The 19610-nt window shown below is 65.0% G+C and carries 17 protein-coding genes and 1 riboswitch; of the genes, 6 read left to right on the plus strand and 11 right to left on the minus strand.

Going from position 1 to position 19610, the window contains the following annotated elements:
- Positions 1 to 2 precede the first annotated feature (2 nt).
- The 3 genes from ASD78_RS06780 to ASD78_RS06790 form a co-directional block, all read right to left on the minus strand.
- Entirely contained in the window at positions 3 to 2534 is a 2532-nt protein-coding gene (locus tag ASD78_RS06780) for a cation-translocating P-type ATPase (RefSeq protein ID WP_056099435.1), read from the minus strand.
- A gap of 169 nt (positions 2535 to 2703) precedes the next feature.
- Positions 2704 to 2961, minus strand: a complete 258-nt coding sequence (locus ASD78_RS06785; protein ID WP_056099438.1) for a DUF6868 family protein — start codon at positions 2959 to 2961, stop codon at positions 2704 to 2706.
- A gap of 9 nt (positions 2962 to 2970) precedes the next feature.
- Entirely contained in the window at positions 2971 to 3522 is a 552-nt protein-coding gene (locus ASD78_RS06790; protein ID WP_056099441.1) for a GNAT family N-acetyltransferase, read from the minus strand.
- Positions 3523 to 3666: 144 nt separating this feature from the next.
- Between ASD78_RS06790 and ASD78_RS06795 the strand changes: the two genes are divergently transcribed.
- Together ASD78_RS06795 and ASD78_RS06800 are read left to right on the plus strand one after the other, a co-directional pair.
- Entirely contained in the window at positions 3667 to 4500 is an 834-nt protein-coding gene (locus ASD78_RS06795; protein WP_162250135.1) for a universal stress protein, read from the plus strand.
- Positions 4501 to 4546: 46 nt separating this feature from the next.
- Positions 4547 to 6001 (plus strand): MBL fold metallo-hydrolase, encoded by a 1455-nt coding sequence (locus ASD78_RS06800; RefSeq protein WP_082575468.1) that lies wholly within the window; start codon positions 4547 to 4549, stop codon positions 5999 to 6001.
- Positions 6002 to 6667: 666 nt separating this feature from the next.
- Here the strand turns inward: ASD78_RS06800 and ASD78_RS06805 are convergent.
- The 3 genes from ASD78_RS06805 to ASD78_RS06815 all read right to left on the minus strand — a co-directional run bounded on the left by ASD78_RS06805 (position 6668) and on the right by ASD78_RS06815 (position 7618).
- Positions 6668 to 7021, minus strand: coding sequence for a YkgJ family cysteine cluster protein (locus tag ASD78_RS06805; RefSeq protein ID WP_056099933.1), 354 nt, complete (start codon positions 7019 to 7021; stop codon positions 6668 to 6670).
- Between the two features lie 83 nt (positions 7022 to 7104).
- Positions 7105 to 7308, minus strand: coding sequence for a hypothetical protein (locus ASD78_RS06810; RefSeq protein ID WP_156087612.1), 204 nt, complete (start codon positions 7306 to 7308; stop codon positions 7105 to 7107).
- 52 nt (positions 7309 to 7360) lie between these two features.
- On the minus strand, positions 7361 to 7618 hold the full coding sequence (locus tag ASD78_RS06815; protein ID WP_055902989.1) for a helix-turn-helix domain-containing protein: 258 nt from the start codon (positions 7616 to 7618) through the stop codon (positions 7361 to 7363).
- A gap of 529 nt (positions 7619 to 8147) precedes the next feature.
- Between ASD78_RS06815 and ASD78_RS06820 the strand changes: the two genes are divergently transcribed.
- Together ASD78_RS06820 and ASD78_RS06825 are read left to right on the plus strand one after the other, a co-directional pair.
- Positions 8148 to 8642, plus strand: a complete 495-nt coding sequence (locus ASD78_RS06820) for a hypothetical protein (protein WP_056099452.1) — start codon at positions 8148 to 8150, stop codon at positions 8640 to 8642.
- Positions 8643 to 8672: 30 nt separating this feature from the next.
- Positions 8673 to 10376 carry a SulP family inorganic anion transporter gene (locus tag ASD78_RS06825; protein WP_055902985.1) on the plus strand — a complete coding sequence of 568 codons (1704 nt, stop codon included), beginning with the start codon at positions 8673 to 8675 and terminating at the stop codon, positions 10374 to 10376.
- A 363-nt stretch (positions 10377 to 10739) separates the two neighbouring features.
- Here the strand turns inward: ASD78_RS06825 and ASD78_RS06830 are convergent, their stop codons facing one another.
- Positions 10740 to 11066, minus strand: a complete 327-nt coding sequence (locus ASD78_RS06830) for a DUF190 domain-containing protein (protein ID WP_055902983.1) — start codon at positions 11064 to 11066, stop codon at positions 10740 to 10742.
- Complete coding sequence (gene crcB, locus ASD78_RS06835) at positions 11063 to 11464, minus strand: fluoride efflux transporter CrcB (RefSeq protein ID WP_056099458.1); 402 nt, start codon at positions 11462 to 11464, stop codon at positions 11063 to 11065. Before crcB ends, ASD78_RS06830 begins: the two co-directional genes overlap by 4 nt.
- 73 nt (positions 11465 to 11537) lie before the next feature.
- A riboswitch (Fluoride riboswitch) is annotated at positions 11538 to 11613 on the minus strand.
- 322 nt (positions 11614 to 11935) lie between these two features.
- Between crcB and ASD78_RS06840 the strand changes: the two genes are divergently transcribed.
- Positions 11936 to 12709, plus strand: coding sequence for a sulfite exporter TauE/SafE family protein (locus ASD78_RS06840; protein ID WP_055902979.1), 774 nt, complete (start codon positions 11936 to 11938; stop codon positions 12707 to 12709).
- Between the two features lie 549 nt (positions 12710 to 13258).
- Here the strand turns inward: ASD78_RS06840 and ASD78_RS21100 are convergent.
- From ASD78_RS21100 to ASD78_RS06855, 3 genes are read right to left on the minus strand one after another with little or no spacing between them, the layout of a single operon-like run.
- Positions 13259 to 14800: a CHASE2 domain-containing protein gene (locus ASD78_RS21100; RefSeq protein WP_056099461.1), complete on the minus strand. Its 1542-nt coding sequence runs from the start codon at positions 14798 to 14800 to the stop codon at positions 13259 to 13261.
- A 38-nt stretch (positions 14801 to 14838) separates the two neighbouring features.
- Positions 14839 to 16431 (minus strand): FecR domain-containing protein, encoded by a 1593-nt coding sequence (locus tag ASD78_RS06850; protein WP_162250136.1) that lies wholly within the window; start codon positions 16429 to 16431, stop codon positions 14839 to 14841.
- 38 nt (positions 16432 to 16469) lie between these two features.
- Positions 16470 to 18512, minus strand: a complete 2043-nt coding sequence (locus ASD78_RS06855; RefSeq protein WP_162250137.1) for a sensor histidine kinase — start codon at positions 18510 to 18512, stop codon at positions 16470 to 16472.
- A 197-nt stretch (positions 18513 to 18709) separates the two neighbouring features.
- On the opposite strand from ASD78_RS06855, the gene ASD78_RS06860 reads away from it, so the two are divergent.
- On the plus strand, positions 18710 to 19387 hold the full coding sequence (locus tag ASD78_RS06860; protein WP_055902972.1) for a response regulator transcription factor: 678 nt from the start codon (positions 18710 to 18712) through the stop codon (positions 19385 to 19387).
- Positions 19388 to 19610 lie beyond the last annotated feature (223 nt).

Genomic DNA, 19610 nt, shown 5'->3' on the forward strand with positions numbered 1-19610 from the left:
TTTCATCCCGGTTGACTGCGATGCCGTTGCTTCGTTCCGAGCGCCTTGCGGGCGAGCTCGATGGCGCCCAATGCCGCCAGCGGCATCAGCAAGGCCAGGCAGGAAAGGCCGATCGGCGGCGGCGTAAAGCGGAACCAGACGCCGGGGCCTTCGAATCGCGTGATCAGAAACAGCATGCCGAGCGCAGACAAGACCAAAACCCAGAATGCCTTGCTGGTTCGGCCGAGCCAATGCGCTTGGGTGAAGCCGCGGTTCACTACGATCAGCCCGAGGTTCCCCGCTATCAGCGCAGTGAAGGAAAGCGCCGCGACCTGTTCGGTGGTCGTAACCGCGCCCAGCCCGATGAAGTAAACAGCCGCGACCGCGGCCAGGACGACCGCGCCCTGGCCCAGGCTGCCCAACAGCGTCGGCATGTCCAGCAAGCGCTGCGAAGGCGGCCGCGGAGGCCGGCGCATGATATCGGCTGCCGCAGGCTCTCGCTCGAATACCAGCGCGGATGCAGGATCGATGATCAGCTCCAGAAACACGATGTGCAAAGGCATCAGCAGCAACGGGGCGCCGAGGACGAGCGGTAACAGGGCCAGGCCGGTGATGGGCACATGGACGGCCAAAATGTAGCGGACCGCGCGCAGTATGTTGTCGTAGATGACTCGCCCCTGACGCACGGCCCTCACTACGGTCACGAAATTGTCGTCGAGCAGGACGATGGATGCGGCCTCGCGCGCGACATCCGTGCCGCGCTCTCCCATCGCGATGCCGACGTGGGCCGCCATCAGCGCGGGGGCGTCGTTGACGCCATCGCCGGTCATGGCCACGATCTCGTCGTTTCGCTTCAATGCATCGATCAATCGCAGTTTATGTTCGGGCTTTACCCGCGCGAACACGTCGGTGTCGCGCACGCGTTGGGCCAAGGCTGCCGCATCCAGCGCCTCCAGCTCGGTCCCCAGCATGGCGGCCTGCGGACGCTCCAGCCCGGCCTGCGCGGCGATAGTTCGCGCGGTATTCGGATGATCGCCGGTCAGCATGATCACCCTGATGCCGGCGGCCTTCGCCTCGGCGACCGCATCGCGAACGCCCGAGCGCAGCGGGTCCGCGAATCCGAGCAGGCCGCGCCACTCGAAGCGAAATCCGCGCGGGGTGGCCGGAAGCGCCTGGTGGCCGTCGGTCCATACGGCCGAGGCCGCGGCGAGAACCCGCAAGCCTCGACCCGCCATTTCCTTGGCGAGCTGCATGACCGCGGTGCGTTCGTCGCCGGCCAGATCGCACAGATCCGCGATGGTTTCCGGAGCGCCCTTGCTGGCGATTTCCAACCCGGGCTCGTCCCGGATCCGCCAGACCTGGGCGACGGCGAGCAGGTCTTTGGACAGAGGGTATTCGCGTACCGGCTTCGTACCGGGCTGCGCGTGCGCCGCGGACGAGCCCGCGATCGCGGTACGGATCGCCTTGTCGATGGGGTCGAACGAGTGCTCCGGGCAAGCGCGCTCGGCGCAATGCAGCAGCGATTCGAGCGCGGGAGAATGCAGTTCCGCCGGCTCCGAACGCTCACTGCCCAACGCCAGTTCGACCAGGGACATCTCGTTGGCGGTCAACGTGCCGGTCTTGTCGGTGCACAGAACGGTGACCGAGCCCAGTGCTTCGATTGCCGGCGAGCGGCGAATCAGAGCGTTGTGACGGGCCATGCGCCAGCTGCCCAAAGCCAGGAATACCGTCAACACGACCGGAAATTCCTCGGGAATATTGGCCATCGCGAGCGTGACCCCGGCGAGTACTCCTTGCAGCCAATCGCCCCGAGTCCAGCCATACCACAATGCGACCAACAGGCTGACGCTCAGGCCGAGCACGGCGAAGATCAACACCGCATAGCGGATTTCCCTCTGCATGGGCGTGGCTGGCGCTCGCAGCGTATGCAGCGCCTCGCCTATCCTGCCCACGGCCGTGGCGGCTCCGATGGCGACCACCCGTGCGGCGGCATGGCCGCGCACGACCAATGTACCGGCATGAACGAGATCTTTGTCCGGCCCGGAGACCGCAGCCGCGCCCCGCTGCACCGGCATTGATTCGCCGGTGAGCATGGACTCGTCGAGCATCACGTCGCCTTCGTCCAGCACCCGCGCATCCGCCGGAATGCGGTCGCCTTCGGCGATCAGAATCACGTCGCCGACCACGAGTTCCGACGAGGGAACCGATCGGGCCTGGCCGTCCCGGATCACCCGCGCCTGCGGTGTGCTCAGGTCCCGCAGAGCCTGCAACGCGCTCTCCGAGCGGTAGTCCTGGTACACGGTCAAGCCGACCACGAGCGTGACCGAGGCGGCCAGCGCCGCCGCTTCCCGAGGATCGCCCAACAGCAGGTAGACGGTCGAGGCGAAGATCAGCAGGAGCAGCATCGGCTCGCGCAGCACTCCCGACGCGATGCGCAGCCAGTTGCGCCGATCCGGTTCCGGTAGCCGGTTCGGTCCGTCGACACGCAGGCGGTGCGCGGCCTGATCGCTCGACAGTCCTGTCGGGTGGGCTGGGGCGTCCTGGCTGGACTCCATATCGTTCGTCCTCGGGTGGTACGACGGCGCTCGTGCGGAACGCAGACCGAAATCGCGGGAGCATCGGCGCATCAAGGCGCTGTGCCCCGTGCATGCGGCCCGGAGCCATGCAACGTCGAAGCTCGGCCCACGCGCCGTGCGCGGCCGGGCTGGACCGGTCTGCTCTGCCTCAGGAGTACGGGGTATGCCGGACGAAGCAAAGCACCAGGTAAGGAACGATGATGAGTATCCATATCGCGATCTTGTACAGCCCGAACAGGAGATAGGCGGTCGCATCGAATCGGGCCGCCGATAACTTGAACCAGCGGCGATGCAGTCGATACATCGGTTCGTGAAACATCACGAACGCAACGAATCCGAGCAGCAACAGGCCGTAGTTGAAGATCGCGCACCACTTCAGGAAGGCGGGCCACAGTGCCGGGTCCATGGCGCAGCCTCACAAAGTCAGTTCATGGATGACTTGACTGGTGTCGTCGGGATCGGTTCGAGTGCGGAAGCCCAGATGCGCGGCGAGTTCCTGCATGCGGTGGTTCTCGGCTGAATCGAACGAATGCATCTTGTGGATGTCGCGCTGCCGCGCGACCTGGATCAGGTGCTTCATCAATGCCGTTCCAAGGCCCCTGTTCTGCCATTCGTCATCGACAGTGACGGCGCATTCGCATTGCGTGCCGTCGCTAGTAGTACTGTACCGGCTGACGCCGACGAGCCGGTCGTCGTCGGCACCGTCGAAGGCGCCAAAAGCTACGTCGTGGCTGTAGTCGATATCGGTCAGTCGACGGATGAGATCATCGCTGGGATGACGGGTTTGCCCGAGGAAGCGAAAGCGCCTGCTCTGGTCGGACAGTCCTTCGATGAATGCCCGCTCGGCCGCGCCGTCGCTCGCTCTGATGCAGCGAATCGCCACTTGGCTGCCATCGTGCAGGGTTTCCGACCAGCGCGGCGTGTCGGGGCCGATAATGAATGAGGCGGACAAGGACTGGGTGGTCATGGCGTTCTCCTGGGATGCCCGCTCAGAGTAGGTCGGAGGCACCGGACTTCATTGATCGAGGTCAAGTCTTTTGGCCTGCAAGCTGATCCAGATCAGTATGGATCGATGGACCGGACGGCAATCTGGCCGCTTATGGAGGCCGCCATGTTCAAGGACATTCTGGTTCCCCAACTGTGGGGCGATATCTCGATGGCGGCTCTGCGGGTCGCCTGCTCGATCGCGGTTCCATTGCAAGGGCATGTCACCGCACTGGTGGGCGGCAGCGTCGCTTCGTCCATTGCGGACGCTCGCGAGTACCGTCCCGCGGGCGACTATCGGTCCATGTGCGACAGCGTCGAGGTGACGGCCGACGAGGTGGCTCGCGGGATCGAAGACGAGCTCAAGTTCTCCGGCGTTTCCTGGGGCATCCGCAGGAACTCGGCGTATTGGCTGACCGCCTCGGAGATCGCGATCCGCCACGCGCGCTATGCGGATCTGCTCGTTATCGAGCAACCCCAGACCGGCTTGAGCCCCAGGCGCCGGTTTTTTTCCGAGGTGCTTTCCGGTGCGGGGCGCCCGGTGCTGATGGTGCCGGACTCGACCGTTACCTCGGCGGTTGCACCGCACGTCATGGTCGCCTGGAACGACTCCCGCGAGGGCACGCGTGCGCTGCACGATGCGATGCCGCTGCTTCGTTCGGCCGGTTCAGTCGAGGTGTTGATGGTCGATGAAGGTCTGGAAGAACGGACGGACGCCGGTCATTCGGCGGCCGAACTCATGGCGCATCTCGCGCGCCACGGTGTGGATGTCGAAATTGTTCGGCGTATGCGCTCCGGCGCGTCGGTCGGCCAGATCATCGTCGAGCGGGCACGGGAGGCCGGCGCGGATCTCGTCGTCGCCGGCGGATATAGCCATCCGCACTTGATGGAGCAAAGGTTCGGCGGGGTCACCCAATATCTGTTGGAGAACACCCGCGTTCCGGTGTTCTTTTCGCATTGACTCGATCTGCGTGTTTGCGGATACGCGTGACATAGGGGTAAGCGCCATGGGCATCGTGTCGTCGAAACCGCCGGTATTTCGTTTGACGTTCCTGGGTGCGACGGGAACCGTCACCGGATCCCGGTATCTTGTGGAGGCCGGCGACAAACGGCTGCTGGTGGATTGCGGATTGTTCCAAGGGTACAAGGCGCTGCGCTTGCGCAATTGGGCGGTGTTTCCGGTGGATCCCGCATCGATCGACGCGGTGGTTCTGACGCATGCGCATCTGGACCACAGTGGTTACCTTCCCAAATTGGTGGATGAGGGATTCGAAGGGGTAGTCTGGTGCACGCCGGCCACGCGGCGACTGTGCGGGATCTTGCTTCCGGATTCCGCTCATTTGCTGGAGGAGGAGGCCGGATACGCCAACCGAACCGGCACGTCCAAGCACCATCCGGCCGAGCCGCTTTACCGGGTGGCCAGCGCTCACGAAGCCGTGCGGCGGATGCGCAACTGGGATTTCGACGCGCCATTCGAACCCGTACCCGGCGTGACCGCGCGCTTCAGAAGCCAGGGGCATATCCTCGGTGCGGCTGCCGTTACCCTGAGTTACCGAGGCGTGAGCGTGACTTTCAGCGGCGATATCGGTCGTTATCATGACCCGGTAATGCAAGCGCCGAACCGACCCGCGGCCAGCGAGTGGATCGTCACCGAGTCGACCTACGGCGATCGCGAGCATCCGCCGGGCGGCATGAAACAGGAGCTGTGCGACGCTCTCAAGCCAGTGTTACAGCGAGGCGGCGTGGCGGTCATCCCCGCATTCGCGGTAGGCCGGGCCCAGTCCTTGCTGCATGTGATCGCGCAATTGCAGGAAGAGGGAGAGCTTCCCGCCGCTCCTGTCTATCTGAACAGCCCAATGGCGACCGACGTCACTTCCCTGTACCGCCAGTATTCTGGCCAGCTGCGCCTCGACGAGGCGGCTTTGGAAAAGATGTACCGCAACACGCGGATCATCAACAGCCCGGAAGAATCCAAAGAGCTCAATCGGCGCAAGGGCCCGATGGTGATCGTATCGGCCAGCGGCATGGTGACCGGCGGGCGAGTGCTCCATCACCTGATCGCGTTCGCTCCCGATCCGCTCAACGCGATCATTCTGTGCGGCTTCCAGGCCGGCGGCACGCGGGGAGCGCTGCTGGCCGGCGGGGCCGGCCATGTGCGCATCTACGGGGAGGACATTGCGATCGGAGCGCAGGTCAAACAGCTGGCATCGGCATCCGCGCACGCCGACGCTACCGAGATCATCGCCTGGTTGAGATCCGCAGAGACCCGCCCGCGTGGGGTATTCGTCACGCATGGTGAACCGCATGCGGCGGACAGGTTGCGAGTTCGGATCGAGCACGAATTGGGTTGGTCCGCCTTTGTCCCGGAGTTCGGCGCGACATTCGATCTCATGTCAGGGGGCTTGGATGTCGGATTGATGGCTCGCGGTCCCCTGGGGATCGAGAAGTTCAGTACGTCGTAATCTTACGAATTGCGTGCGTTATCCTTTACAGCACGCCGGAGACCTCCAGCATTGGGCATTTAATGCCGGGCACAGCCGAGGCGATCCTGTAGCAACTGGAGCCGCAGACTCAGGTGCTGCACTCGGTTGGATGCGTTGAAGCCAGTCAACGATTGGTCAGCGCTGTCGTCGACGTCAGTTTCCAGGTGCTCGTAGCCTAGGACGCCGCCTTGGATGGGCAGATCATGGCCGAGGATCCGGGTAATGAGATTGGGATTCAGCCGGCCTTGGCGGGGTTCGGCCGAGCTGGCTCACGCTTGTACGACTGAGCTAGCGCATGCGCACAATTGACCTTGCGCCCACCTTCTCCGTCACCTGCCACTGGGCTCCGTCGCGAACAATCAGCCCCCTCTCCTCCAGGCTGCGCGTTATGTCATCCGTCAGCGCATCCCGCTCCCACTTGAACAATGGTCGCCGATTCAAAAGCATGTATAGCGCAGCACGTTCAATCGGACTAAGAGCAAGCCTATGCACGGTTCTCGACCTCGCAGATGGTCTCAAGAACGCCTCCCGCATGCGCGTCGCGGACTACCCGAGCGCTTGGAGGACTGGCAAGCAGGGCAGACATAGAGCCAAAGCCCATCGCATTGCCCCGACGGCAGCAGTTCATTGCGGTCGATTCGCCCATCAAACGAGCACCTGGCGCGTCTGCCTAAGGAATCGAAACACTTCGTCCTCGGTCTTCGTATCCACCATGTACACCGGGCGCCGACCATTGGGACACAGCAGCCGCGGGGTCGTACCGAACAGGCGACATATCAAGGGGCGCTCGCTGTAGACCTCGCAGCCATGCGCGCCCAAGTGCGGACAATTGAGCTCGGCCAGTGCCGCCTCGTGTTCGGCCTCGGTCTTGATGGGAAGCCGAGCCACCTCTTCCGACGAGGCGGTAACCGGTCCGCAACAGTCATGGCAACCCACGATGCAGGTGAATGACGGAATGCGCCGGCGCAGATCCTCGATTATGTGATCGTTGCGAGTCATCAATATCGCCTTCTTCTCCGCATCGAGACCCTCCGCACCGTCCCGTTCCAACCGGCCGGCCAGGACAGCTCCAGTGCCCTGTGCTACTGATCGCTCGAGGGTTCTTTGACGAGATTCCGCATTTTTCTGTCGAACTGTGTCAGATAGCTGGGGACCGCATTTCGGTACTCGTCCATGTCCCGCGATCCAACAGGCTCGATTTCCAGCTTACGGCGAATCTCCTGAAGTTCCAGGAACAGCAATACGCACATCCGCTTGAGTTCGTCGATGTCTGCATCAGTCGCCACGTCGCCTCCGTTTACATCGCCCTGGGTTCCCAAGGCGAGGGCCGCGTCGGGATCAGAGGGGGCTGGGGGTCTTGAGCCGAACTCCCCGCCCTGTGCCCTGACTCGGTGCGTTCTCGCCGATCAATTCGATTCCGGCCGCGTCGAGTGCCGCGATGATCTTCGTCAGCGTCTCGACCACGCCGCGGACGTTGCCGGTACTGGCCTCCATGCGCTGGATGGTCGGCAACGACACGCCCGCCTTCTCCGCCAGCGTCTTCTGATCCATCCCGGCCAAGGCACGGGCCGCCCGGAGTTGGGCTGCGGTGATCATGGCCGGCGCCCCGACAAACCTTTCAGCCAAGAGGTGCAGAGCATTTCATTTGATGCGTGGGGCATCACCTACTTCCGTTTGTCACCGGCCTAAGCGGCCTGGACGCGCATCATCTTGAAGCGCCGCGAAAAAAGCCACTCCTGTTAATGTTGGAACATGTGTTATGATGCATAATACATCATATAAAGCGCATGAGACATCATCTCGTGATGTTTTTCAAGCCTCTTCCTGATTGGACGCTTGCAGGCAAATGACACATTCCCCGGCACCACGTGCATCCCGATCCCGCCCGGCGGTCAGAGCCCAGAAGCCGCAGGTCTCGCGCATTGCATTCCTGGGTTCCGCACGCGTATCGACCGATGCCGGCGAAACGGTCTTTGTGCAATCGCTGTGCTGGCCCGCCTTGCCAACGGCCTGGATTGACCTCACGCACGCGTTGCATGCCCTGTGGACGGGCCGAGGCAATCCCGGTCCGCATGTGCCAGGTCTCGACCGGCCACCGACATGGGTCAGGACGTGCGCCCCGCAATTGGCCGCTCCGTTCGCCGGCACCGTAGCGGCCGAGGAAAGCTCGATTGCCACGCTACTGGCCCGCACGCCGATGCGGGCCGCCATTTCTGTCTTCGATTCCCGCGACCGTAAAGCGACCCATGGAACGTCCCAGCAGGCGCTGTCCCAATGCCTGTCGGTCTATGACCAGTTCCTCAGGACGCCGCTGCAACAATCCTGCACCCTGCTGGTGTCCCGCAGTCAAACGGAAGCGGTCGACCAGCAGTGTCTGGAGGAACTGGGGCGTTACCGGACGCTGATGCCGGAGGCGTCTTGGCTGCGCGATCTGCAACTGCAGTTCTGGAACGAGACGCTCGAACCGTTGCCTCTGGAACTGGCCCAGGTGGTGGCCACCTCCGCCGCCAGGCACGTGCTGGCCGAAGACACCGGCAACGATCCGCTCTTTGAAGCAATATTGACGAAGTTGGCGCATAACCCGATCCAGCGAAGGCGCTCTGCACCCAAGCGCCGTTGACCGACGCGTTGCCCACTGACCGGGGGAGTCATGGCATCCCACACCGTCAAGCAGTACGCGCATCAGTTCGAACCCAAGCTCCTGACGGTACTGCGGGAGGGATATTCGCTCTCCGACCTGCGAAGGGACGCAATCGCCGGGCTCACCGTCGCCATCGTGGCCCTGCCGCTGGCCATGGCACTCGCCATCGCCAGCGGGACGGCCCCGCAGACGGGCCTGTATACGGCGATCGTGTCGGGCTTCCTGATCTCGGTGTTCGGCGGCTCGCGCGTGCAGATCGGTGGGCCCACCGCGGCGTTCATCCCAGTGGTATTCGTAGTGATCCAGAAGTTCGGCTTCGGCGGACTTGTGCTTTGCACGCTGTTGGCCGGTCTCATGCTGATCGCCGCAGGATTGATGCGGCTCGGCACGCTGATGAAGTACATGCCGCAGCCGGTGATCACGGGATTCACGGCCGGCATTGCCGTGAGCATCGTTTCCAGCCAGATCAAAGACCTTTTCGGCCTGCAGATGGGCAGCGTCCCGGCCGAATTCCTGGCGCGTTGGGCCGCCTACGCAGATCACGCGACGACGGCCAACCCGGCTGCCGCGTCCCTGGCACTGGTGTCCATCGCCATCATCGTGACACTGCGCCGGGGCTGGCCGCACTGGCCGGCGTTCCTCGTCGCGCTGGTCCTCTGCACGCTGGCTTCCAGTGCGTTCATGCTGCCGGTGGAGACCATCGGCAGCCGTTTTGGCAGTCTCCCCACATCGTTGCCAAGCTTCGAGTTTCCGAACATTCCGTTCGAGCGCACCGCGGAGCTTCTGCCAAGTTCATTCACCATCGCCTTTCTCGCAGGCGTCGAGTCATTGCTATCGGCCGTGGTGGCCGATGGGATGACCGGCGGCCGCCATCGGTCCAACGGCGAACTCGTTGCGCAGGGCCTCGCCAACGTCGGCGCGGCGCTGTTCGGGGGGCTTCCGGCCACGGGCGCCATTGCGCGGACGGCCACCAACATCCGCGCAGGCGGGCGTTCGCCGATCGCCGGCATACTGCACGCGCTGTTCCTGCTCGTGTTCCTCGTGTCGCTTGCCCCGCTGATGCGCTACGTGCCTTTGGCCGCATTGGCGGCCGTGCTCCTGGTCGTGGCATGGAATATCTGCGAGTACGAGCACTTTCGACACACTCTGTCGGCCCCGAAGGGAGATCGATTGGTGTTGCTGCTGACCTTCTTCCTGACCGTGCTGTTCGACCTGACGCTCGCGATAGAAGTCGGCCTTGTCGTGGCCGCATTCGTCTTCATGTTCCGCATGGCCGACGCCGTGGAAGTGACGTCGGGCATCCGGCTCATTGAGGAGAACGGTGAGGTGTCCGCCGACTTGACCCAGCGCGATCATCTGCCTGCCGGCGTCGAAGCCTTCATGATCAATGGGCCGCTGTTCTTTGGCGCTGCCAATCGGCTCGACAACCTCCTCGATCAGTTCCGGGACCCGCCGAAGGTCTTCATCCTGCGGATGCGGCTGGTGCCAATCATTGACGCCAGTGGCGTACATGCGCTCAAGGCCCTGCTCGAGCGGTGCCGGCGCCGCGGGATTGTGCTGATTATTTCCGGCCTTCAGTCGCAACCCCGCCGAGTGATCGATGGCATGCATCTGCGCCCCAAGCACGGCGAACTTCATTTCGTTGGCGATTTCGAATCCGCGCTGGGCCTTGCGCGAAGGCTCGTTGGGGATGCTCCCGATGTGCTGGCCTGATCCGGCCGCGTAAGCAAGCCTGCGGCTTGGGTGGCTCAGGCGCCATGGCATTTAGCTACATGCCGCCCACTCGAGCACAAGCAGCCGTGGATAAGCCTCACCAGACCGTTCAGAGCCAAGCGGCACTGGCGCCAATTGAAACGGAATCCGCACCTCGGCGCCGTTGAATATTTACGGATCGAAGTAGCGGTTCTGTCTTTGCGAACGTCCGCACTCTGCTGGGGTCGATCGACCGGGTCGTGTGACTAGCCCCTCGCTGCTCGCCCACTGGTGCGGTCAGGGTCAACGCACGCCTTCATGCGCTGAAACTTCGCGTTTGGCGGGGTGCCTTGAAGAGTCGATGCAGGACCCCGCTCGGCAGCGCTAGGGATCGAGCTTCCCAACCACACCATACTCAGTTGGCAGCTTCGCGTAGAACAGGTGCAGGCCCTCGGTCTCAAGCAGTTCCAGAAACTGCAGAGCCTGGGTGTCGGTGACGATGAACTCCACCAGGACCGGTTCTTCACCGGCCAGCTCGAAAAAATGCGCCTCATGCAGGCGGCCGTGTCGGCCGAATCCTGCCATGGCGCGAAACGCCGAGCCGCCGTGGATGCCCATGCGCTTGGCCTGATCCAGCAGCCATTGATAAACGAGTTGGCCGTCGTGCCGGCGGATCTCGTAGGTGTAGAGCCGCAAGTGAATGCCGATCATGGAGTGCCTCCCAGCGTCCGGAGTAAGGCTTGGGTGACGAACATCCCGGCGAACGTCGCCGCGAGGGACGCGCCGACATGCGCGGTGATGTGCAGGGTCGCCCAGCCGTACTCGCCACGTACCAGCAAGGTTACGGCCTCGGCCGAATAGGTCGAGAATGTCGTCAACCCGCCCAGAAAGCCCGTGGCAATGGCCAACCTCCATGCTGGCGAGAGCGCATCGAACTGGGTGAACAAAGCTAAAGCGACGCCCATCAACAGGCCACCGATGACGTTGGCGGCCAACGTGCCCAGCGGCAGCCACGGCACAATGGGGTTGAGCGCGAGGCTCAGCCCCCATCGCGCCAAGGCCCCAAGGCCAGCGCCACAGAAGATCAGCAAGGCAGGCAGTATCGGCACGTGCGCACTCCCAATTGGGGTGACACGGGGCGCACGAAGTGGCGGTGATGCCCACAGCCTGCGCCCCGGAGCGGGGTCAGCAGGCATCATCAGCCAAGGCGGCGGTTTGCCCCGGTGGGGACAGGAGGAATGCCATCTCCTGCACCGATGCTACGGCGCCGGTTCGGCGCGCGCAAATGCGGATGCGCTGGGTCTGCTGCGCCTGGTCCAAATCGCCCGTGAGGTCACGAATGTCGCCCTTCCTAAGGCAACGATCCAGGTAGAGGGCGTTGAGGCCCGCATCCCGGGCTCGCGCAAGCGCTCGCCATCGTCAAATGGGGCCTCATCATCGCGTCGATTTACGCTGGGTCGATGTGTGTCCAGTGGAATAGCTTCGGCTGGTTAATTCATTAGGGGCGCGAGAGGGTGTCGTGAGCCGGGCGGCTATCGTCGAGGTGCGACAATGTGTCGCTCCCAAGATCTGGACCGCCCGTGACCCTGATCATTATTTGCGTCGTGGCGTTTCTTGCGTCGGGCTTGACGTTCTTCAGCGGCTTCGGCCTCGGGACCTTGCTGTTGCCGGCGTTCGCCTTGTTCTTCCCGATCGAGCAGGCAGTTGCGCTTACAGGCGTCGTGCACCTCCTCAATGGCTTGTTCAAGCTCGGGCTGGTGGGGCGAAAAGCCGACAAGGGGGTCCTGATTCGGTTCGGGCTGCCGGCATTCGTCGCCTCATTCGTCGGCGCGCTGGTATTGAGCCGACTGGCCGACGTGCCGCCGATCGCGTCGTATGTGATTTTCGGCAAGCTGGCGGTCGTGACCCCCGTGAAGCTGGCCATCGGCGGGCTGTTGCTCGCGTTCGCAGGGCTTGAGGTCTCCGAGCGCTTCGGCAGGGTCGCGCTCCCTCCCAGATATCTTCCCGTTGGGGGCGTGCTCAGCGGCTTCTTCGGCGGCCTAGCCGGCATGCAGGGCGCCCTGCGCTCAGCATTTCTAGTTCGAGCGGGCCTTACCAAGGAGGCATTTATCGGAACCGGCGTTGCCATCGCCGCGCTCATCGACCTCTCGCGGATTGGCGTGTACTCGGCTGAGCTGGGGAGCCAGGCCGGTGAACTCGACTATCTGCTGCTAGCTGGCGCCGTGTTGTCCGCGTTCGCGGGCGCGTTCTTGGGGAACCGCTACCTCACCAAGCTCACCATGCAGCACGTTCAACGCATCGTGGCTGGCCTGCTGTTTGCGGTCGGTCTGGGCTTGGTCTTCGGAGTTCTCTGATCCGCCCGTGACGGCCGACGCCCTAGGTTCAAGGCTGTCGCGGTGAGTTATTCAACGTAATAGCTCGGAAGCAGCCATTGATACGCACGCCGCCAACCAAGTTCTAGAGGCCAGAGAAAAACTTGCTATGCCATTGTTCTAGCGAATTTTTCAGATTCAGTGGGGCATTCTTACACCTATCTAGGCTCAGCCCTGAGATTATCCGGATGCCCGCCCTTCTCCAGCGCCATGCAAGCTGAAAGCGCCCAAGGCTGGCTCTTGGTCTGGTTCTCGCTCCTGCTTGATGGGCTTATCAGGTCAGTGGCTCCGTTTGTTGCAATTTGGCCCGTTATAAGTGGCTTCTGTGATTAAATAAAACAAATCTCGAATTGCTTGTTTGATATGTTTCTTTAATTTATTGATTTATTTTTTAATTTTCATTTCCATTGACATGATGGTGGCTAGAGCCGTTCTGAAAGACCTCCGGGAAATAACCGGTTAAGAAGCGAAAAGCCCTGCTTTCGCAGGGCTTTTCGCTTTTCGACCGGCGATGGCCTGCGGGAACCGCGGTCAGGCGCGCACCGCCGGCCTGCGTCCGTCCGCCGCCGCGCGGCGCAACAGGGGAAGCCAGGCATCCGACGTCGCGCGTGCGCGACCGACGTGCACCTGCAGCGCCGTGGCGCCGTCGTCGCCCTCGGCATTGCGCACGACAGCTGCGGCCTGGGTTCGAAGGCGGTCGACCATCGCGTCCACGGCTGCGTCCGATCGGTGGAGCACGACGCTAGCCAGGCCGGCATCGGAGGTTCGGCCGGCGAAATCGCCAGCGCCGTCCAGCTCGGCGTGCATGAGTTTCGCGAGGCGCGCCAGCAGCACGGCGGCTTCGAGTTCTCCTGCGCGCGCGCGGTATCGCTCGAAGCCGGAGAACTCCAGGCTGATCACGGCCAGCGGCTCGCTGGTGTCGGCCGCATGCGCGATGGCGCCGCGGAGGCGATGCAGGAAGCGTCTCCGCGACAACAGGCCGGTGACGCCGTCGAGGTGCGCGCGGTCGGTGCTCCGGCGCAGATCGACGACGAGGGAAACGGCGCCCAGTACGACGACCGCTACGACCGCGGCCGACGGCCCCCACCACGTCTGGGCCGCGGATACGGCCAGCAGGCTCACGGCGACCAGGCCCATGACGACGACCGCATTGACCAGCAGGCGCGCACGAAGCGCAGGTTGTAGCGCCAGGCCCGCCGCCAGCGTCGTGGCGAGGAAGGCGAGCAGCGCGCACGTCGCCGGGTCCAGCGCATGAACCTGGGCGCGTTGCGCGAGCGTTTCGGTCGCATTCGCCAGGTACTCGAGCGTCGACATCCGACCGCCGGGCATCGGCGTGGCGATCACGTGACCCAGTCCCGCCGCCGTTGCGCCGACGATGATGCGACGGCCACGGAATGCATCGTCCGGAACCCGGCCGTCGAGCACGTCGGCGTACGAATACTGCGGATACGTGCCGGCCGGGCCCGAGAAGCGCAACAGCACGCGATCCGTCCGCTCCCAGGCCCGCGATGCATTTCGCCCGGGCTTGGGAGGCGCGGCGAGGTCGTTGCGCTCGACGCCCAGCAGCGCGAGCGGCAGGGCAGGCCATCGGGGCGCCCCTATGCCGGCCTTGAGGTACAGCGCCGACGCCGAATCCCGCCCCGATTCCAGATCGGTGTGGCCCAAGGCCCGGGCCGCGTCGCCCAGCGGCGCGACCGGCACCAGTTCCTCCGCCGGAGCGCCGGCCGCAGCGGTGCCGGCGTTGACCGGCAGCACCACGCGCCCGCTCGTCCGCATCGCCTGGGCGAGGGCGTCGTCGCTGCCGGGATCCCGGTCGCGTTCGGGCATCAACAGGTCGAGCGCGACGCTGCGCGCACCGGCCGCATCGAGCAGATTCACCAGGCGAGCGTGAGTGCGCCGCGGCCACGGCCATTGCCCCAGCGCCTGCAGGCTGCGATCGTCGATGGCGATCAGGACGGTTTCGCCGTCGCGCGCCAAAGGTGCGTTGCGGACGTACGCTGCGTACAGGGCGTCGTCGACCGGCGCCATCGCGCCGGATGCGCTCAGCATCATCGCGCACAGGCCGGCGACCAAGGCGGCCGCCCATCGATACCACCCCGGGCCGAGGCGCCTCATAGCACCAGCAACAGCAGCGCGACCGACGCGGCGCCGCCCGCGTAGCAAAGCATGCAGGGCAGACGTATCTCCTGGATGCTCCCTAGTTCCATGGCCGCACCGTCCTCGTCCAGCGCGTGGACGCGCACGTACCAGCGGCCGCCGCGCGGCTTCTTCATGTGCAGTTCCGGCGTTTCGACGGTCGTATCGATCAGCGGGTCGCGCAGATCGGCATGGCGCGACACCTCGACGCGGTAGCGCGTGATCTCCGGCACGCTGCGCCAGCGCAGCACCAGTTCGCCTTCCTTCACCGAGGGCCCCGCGATCTGCGCATCGGACGGCATCGCGCGCACGTCGAACGGAAGCGCGCCGCCGAAGAGCCCGAGGCGCCCGCGTGCATCGCGTGAGGCGACGCGCCACCAGTACGTGCCGGGAGGCAGCGACACGGTCGGACGAGCGCGGGTCGAGGCGGAATCGATCTCCTGCACGAGGTCGCCCATCGACGCATCGCGCGCGATCTGGATGTGCGCGCCTTCGGCCCCTTCGCTGCGAGACCATTCGAATCGCGGCTTGGGCAGGTAGGACACCTCGGCATTGGCCGGACGGATCGTCAGCGGCGGCGCCGGTCCCTCGGGGACCTCGATCGGCAGGTTCGCGTCCAGGCCCGCGACGCCCTCGGCATCGACGGCGCGCACGCGGATCAGATGATGGCCCGGCGGGAGTGTGCCGATGCCGGCTTTCGGCGCCGCCGCCGCCGCTTCGAACAGCTGTACTTCGGGCGCATCGGCGCGGACCACGTCGATCTGATAGCCGCTCGCGCCCGGCACCGACGGCCATTCGAGCACGATGGGCAGGCTGTCGAAGGCCCTGGCGGGCAGCGCGGGCGCGGGCAGCAGGGCGCGTGCGCGCACGCTGCCGTCGTTGCGGCTGCCGTAGCCGGCCCGGAGCTCCGCGGAGCCCGATCCACCGCCGACACCGACGTGGCCTTCGACGACTTCGGTGGTTTCCCGCCCGTCCTCGTACGCAACGCGGAACCGGGTGCCGCGCACGCTCGATGTCGCCGACGGCGTCGAGACCTCGTAGCGCGCCGCCGGGCCGTTCTGCGGCGCGACCCGGTGCGTCGCCCGTCCGCGCTGGAGCCGGACCTCGCTGTCGACCATGCCCGTCCGCCCGAAGCTGCTGAGCCGGTCGAACACGACGCGGCTGCGGCTGGCGAGCAGTAAGCGCGAACCGTCGGCGAACTCCACCGTCGCACTGGCGTTCTCGCCGGTTTCGACCCAGCCATCCGTAGCGATCCGCATGTCCACCGTTGCCGCGCGCGCCGGCGCGCGACCGTCCATTGCGATCTGGACCGCACCGCGCACGGCGACGACGCGCACGCGCTCGGGCTGCACGCGCAGCCATTCGACCGGAAACCGCAACCGCTGCCCGGGGGGAAGATGTTTCGGATGCGGCACGCGGTTGTAAGCCTGCAGGCGCGACCAGGGTATGTCGGCCTTCAGGTGAGCCGAGGCCAGATCCCACAGATTGTCGCCGGGCCGCACCCGATAGACCCAGTCCGCGGCCGACGCGTTGCCGAATCCAGCGCACGCAATAGCCGCGATCAGCAAGGCGCGCCGCCAGGCGGCTCCGATGTTCCTCACACCCATTACTGCACCCCTAGTTGATCCATCGTCGCGACGTTGCGCGTCGGCTCGACGTGCTCGACGGGCGCTGCGGGCACCGTCAAGACGAACGTCGATCCCGCCAGGTCCGTCTGTTCGATCGTGATGTCGCCACCGTGGAGCCTGGCGATCTCCTGGGCCAGATGCAGGCCCAGTCCGGCGCCGCCCCGACCGCTGCTCGCCGACCCGCGCACGTAACGCTGAAAGATGCGCTCCCGTTCGGACTCGGTCACGCCCGTGCCCTCATCGGCCACGCGGAAGTACAGCATGCCCGTTTCCCAAGTCGTCGTGACCCGCACTGGGGCGGGGGCGACGGAGTACTTGAGGGCGTTGTCGATCAGATTGGCAAGCGCCACCGTGAGCAGGCCCAGGTCGCCATCGATGTCGGGCGCGTCTTCGGCCGTGGCGAGCCTGATACGCGAATCGGCGTTTCCGCCGTGGTGTTCGACGGCGGCCGACACGAGCGCGGCCGCGGGGAATCGGCTGGTCCGGCGCTCGCGCTCGGGCGCGCGCATCCGGTCGTCCGCCAGATACGTCTCCATCATCGCCGTCATCCGCGTGGTCGCGCGATCCACCCGGCCCAGGCGGTTCTGGAGATCGTCGTCCTGCAGCGCCGAATGCGACCGCAGGCGCTGCGCCACCGCCTTGATCACCGCCAGCGGCGTGCGGAACTCGTGCGACACCATCGCGACGAAATCGCGCTGTGCGTCCAGCATCTTGCGCTCGGACTTCAGCGAGCTGGCCAGTTCCGTCTGGGCGGCCCGGCGCTCGGCGATCTCCGACATCAGGCGACGGTTGGCGTCGGCCAGTTCGGAGGTGCGTTCGCCGACCTTGCGGTCCAGGCGCTCCTCCGATTCCCTGGCGAGCAGCAGCGCACGCCGCTCCGAGTCGCGCACCCGGCGCATGAGCGCCAGGCTCAGCACCACCATGTGCACGATGCCCGTCGCTTCCAGCGCATGCGACGACCAGAAACCGGCGGGCACCGCGCCGACATGCCGCAGCACCGCGATCGCCAGGCCCACCATTTGCGGCGCGAACGCGACGATCACCGGTCGCAGGTCCGGCCGGCGATGCCATTGATAGCGAAGCAACACGAAGAAGATGGGCTGCCATGCGAGCGCCGCGACCAGCGCTGTTCGCAGCACCATGCCGTCGTTCACGAACAGGATGGCGAGCGCACCGCCGGCCTGCGCCAGCGACAGCGCGGCCGCGATGTGGTGGAGCAGCGGGAATCTGCGCTCCAGTTCCAGCAACTTCAGGCTGAACCACAGGGTGTAGCCCATCGCGACCAGGGCGATGGCCCTGGTCAGGTAGATCGCGGTCTCCGGGGAATCGGGCAACAGCCATTGCGCACCGAAACCTTCCAGCAGCCAGAGCACCGCGAAGAACGCGCCGAGGTAGAGCGAGTAGCGCAGGTAGGCGGCAGAGCGGAATTCCAGCCAGAAGAACAAGGTGAACGTGATCAACAGCATGAGGATGCCGAAATATGCGCCCCATAGCGCGTAATCGCGCTCGGCCATGGCCACGAAGGCCGCCGGCCGCCACATCACCGGTTCGACCTCGTGCGTCGTGCTTCGCCCGGAAACACGTAGATAAAGCGTGCGCGCGTCCGGCGTTGCCGCGAGCCGCAACGGAAACACCGGTAGCCGGAAACGTACCGGGCGATCCGCGAACGGTGTCGACGCGCCGAGTTCGCGCATGGTCAGGCGACCCGATGCATCCGGTGCGTACAAGGTGACGGAGGTGACCGTCGCCGGGCCCACCGAAAGCCACCACTCGCCGCCGGCGACCTGGCGCGGGACATCCAGGCGGATCCAGGCCGCACCGTCGCGCGCGCTCAATCCGAGCGAGGCACCGAACCCGCGCGCCGCGCCGAAATCCGCGCGCGCGAGCCGGCGCACGGTGGCGATATCGAAATCGCCTTCGGGGTCGTAGAGGTAGACGGCACCCGCCGACAGATCGACGGGCGCGTCCGTCGCGTCATCGGAGGAGTGCGCTGGGACCGGGCCCGCCAGAGCGACGGACATGGACAGCGCCCACAACAAAAGCACGAGCCGCCTCATCTGGGACAGGATGCTGAACGGGGGCGCGCGCTTGCGGCGAGGTTACGCCGTCCCCCGGAGCCGTATACTCCCCGCGGTGTGCGCGCAGGGGGCGCGTACGCGCAGGGGGAGCGACGATGGAGCAAGGGATGCAGGGGCGCGGGCCTCGAGAGCGGGTGGCTGTGATCGAAGACGATCCGGATCTTCTCGAAGAACTCGCAGCCGGACTGGAAGAACATGGGTTTCGCGTCATCGCCTGCCCCAGCGCCGAAGCGTTCTGGCGCGCCAGCGCACAAATGGAATTCGACCTCGTGGTGCTCGATGTCGGGCTGCCCGGCGAAGACGGCTATTCCGTCCTGCGGCGCCTGAGCGATCGCATGGACATCGGAAAGGTCATGCTGACCGCGCGTGCGCTGCCGGCCGAGCAGGCGCTCGGTCTGAGCAGCGGCGCCGATGCGTATCTGCCCAAGCCCACGGATCTGATCGTACTTGCTGCCACCCTGCGCAGCGTGGCGCGTCGCATGCGAAACGCAGCGCCGACGCAGGCGCAGACATGGCGGCTCGCCGACGGCGGTTGGTCGCTGCGGGCGCCCGATGGCCAAGCGTTCGAACTTTCGGGCAGCGAGAAGATCTTGCTGGAAAGTCTCATGGAACGGCCCGGCGAGGCGATCGCGCGCGATGCGCTGATCGAACGCCTGTCGGATGGCACGTCGGATTTCGATCCCCATCGTCTGGACGTTCTCGTACACCGTTTGCGGAAAAAACTGTCGAACAGGCAGCTGCGCCTCCCCGTGCGCGCAATCTACCGCGGGGGCTTCGTGTTTTCCACCGAAGAAGAAACCGCGCCGACCCCGGCGTGAAGATTTGAAAGTTTTCTTGAAGATCGGTCATTGAGTTGAACCCGATCGGCCTCTACGGTGCCGCCACTGGGCGTCGCTGATCGCATCGCGCGCCGTACATCGCGAAGGGGATTTCACCGGTTACCGGTGAATCAGATAAGGGCAGGGCGCCGCACTCGCTGACGCGATGCGGCCATGCCTGCGTTCGCGCCAAAGCTGTGCATATCGACGACCTGCGGTTACC

Source organism: Lysobacter sp. Root667 (assembly GCF_001427715.1).
Lineage (GTDB): Bacteria > Pseudomonadota > Gammaproteobacteria > Xanthomonadales > Xanthomonadaceae > Lysobacter.

Bases quoted from the DNA above. Each gene is read 5' to 3' on its own strand.
- ASD78_RS06780 (WP_056099435.1), bottom strand. From the start codon at position 2,534: ATGGAGTCCAGCCAGGACGCCCCAGCCCACCCGACAGGACTGTCGAGC.
- ASD78_RS06790 (WP_056099441.1), bottom strand. From the start codon at position 3,522: ATGACCACCCAGTCCTTGTCCGCCTCATTCATTATCGGCCCCGACACG.
- ASD78_RS06830 (WP_055902983.1), bottom strand. From the start codon at position 11,066: ATGATCGGCATTCACTTGCGGCTCTACACCTACGAGATCCGCCGGCAC.
- ASD78_RS06785 (WP_056099438.1), bottom strand. From the start codon at position 2,961: ATGGACCCGGCACTGTGGCCCGCCTTCCTGAAGTGGTGCGCGATCTTC.
- ASD78_RS06795 (WP_162250135.1), top strand. From the start codon at position 3,667: ATGTTCAAGGACATTCTGGTTCCCCAACTGTGGGGCGATATCTCGATG.
- ASD78_RS06815 (WP_055902989.1), bottom strand. From the start codon at position 7,618: ATGATCACCGCAGCCCAACTCCGGGCGGCCCGTGCCTTGGCCGGGATG.
- ASD78_RS06805 (WP_056099933.1), bottom strand. From the start codon at position 7,021: ATGACTCGCAACGATCACATAATCGAGGATCTGCGCCGGCGCATTCCG.
- ASD78_RS06855 (WP_162250137.1), bottom strand. From the start codon at position 18,512: ATGTCCGTCGCTCTGGCGGGCCCGGTCCCAGCGCACTCCTCCGATGAC.
- ASD78_RS06800 (WP_082575468.1), top strand. From the start codon at position 4,547: ATGGGCATCGTGTCGTCGAAACCGCCGGTATTTCGTTTGACGTTCCTG.
- ASD78_RS06825 (WP_055902985.1), top strand. From the start codon at position 8,673: ATGGCATCCCACACCGTCAAGCAGTACGCGCATCAGTTCGAACCCAAG.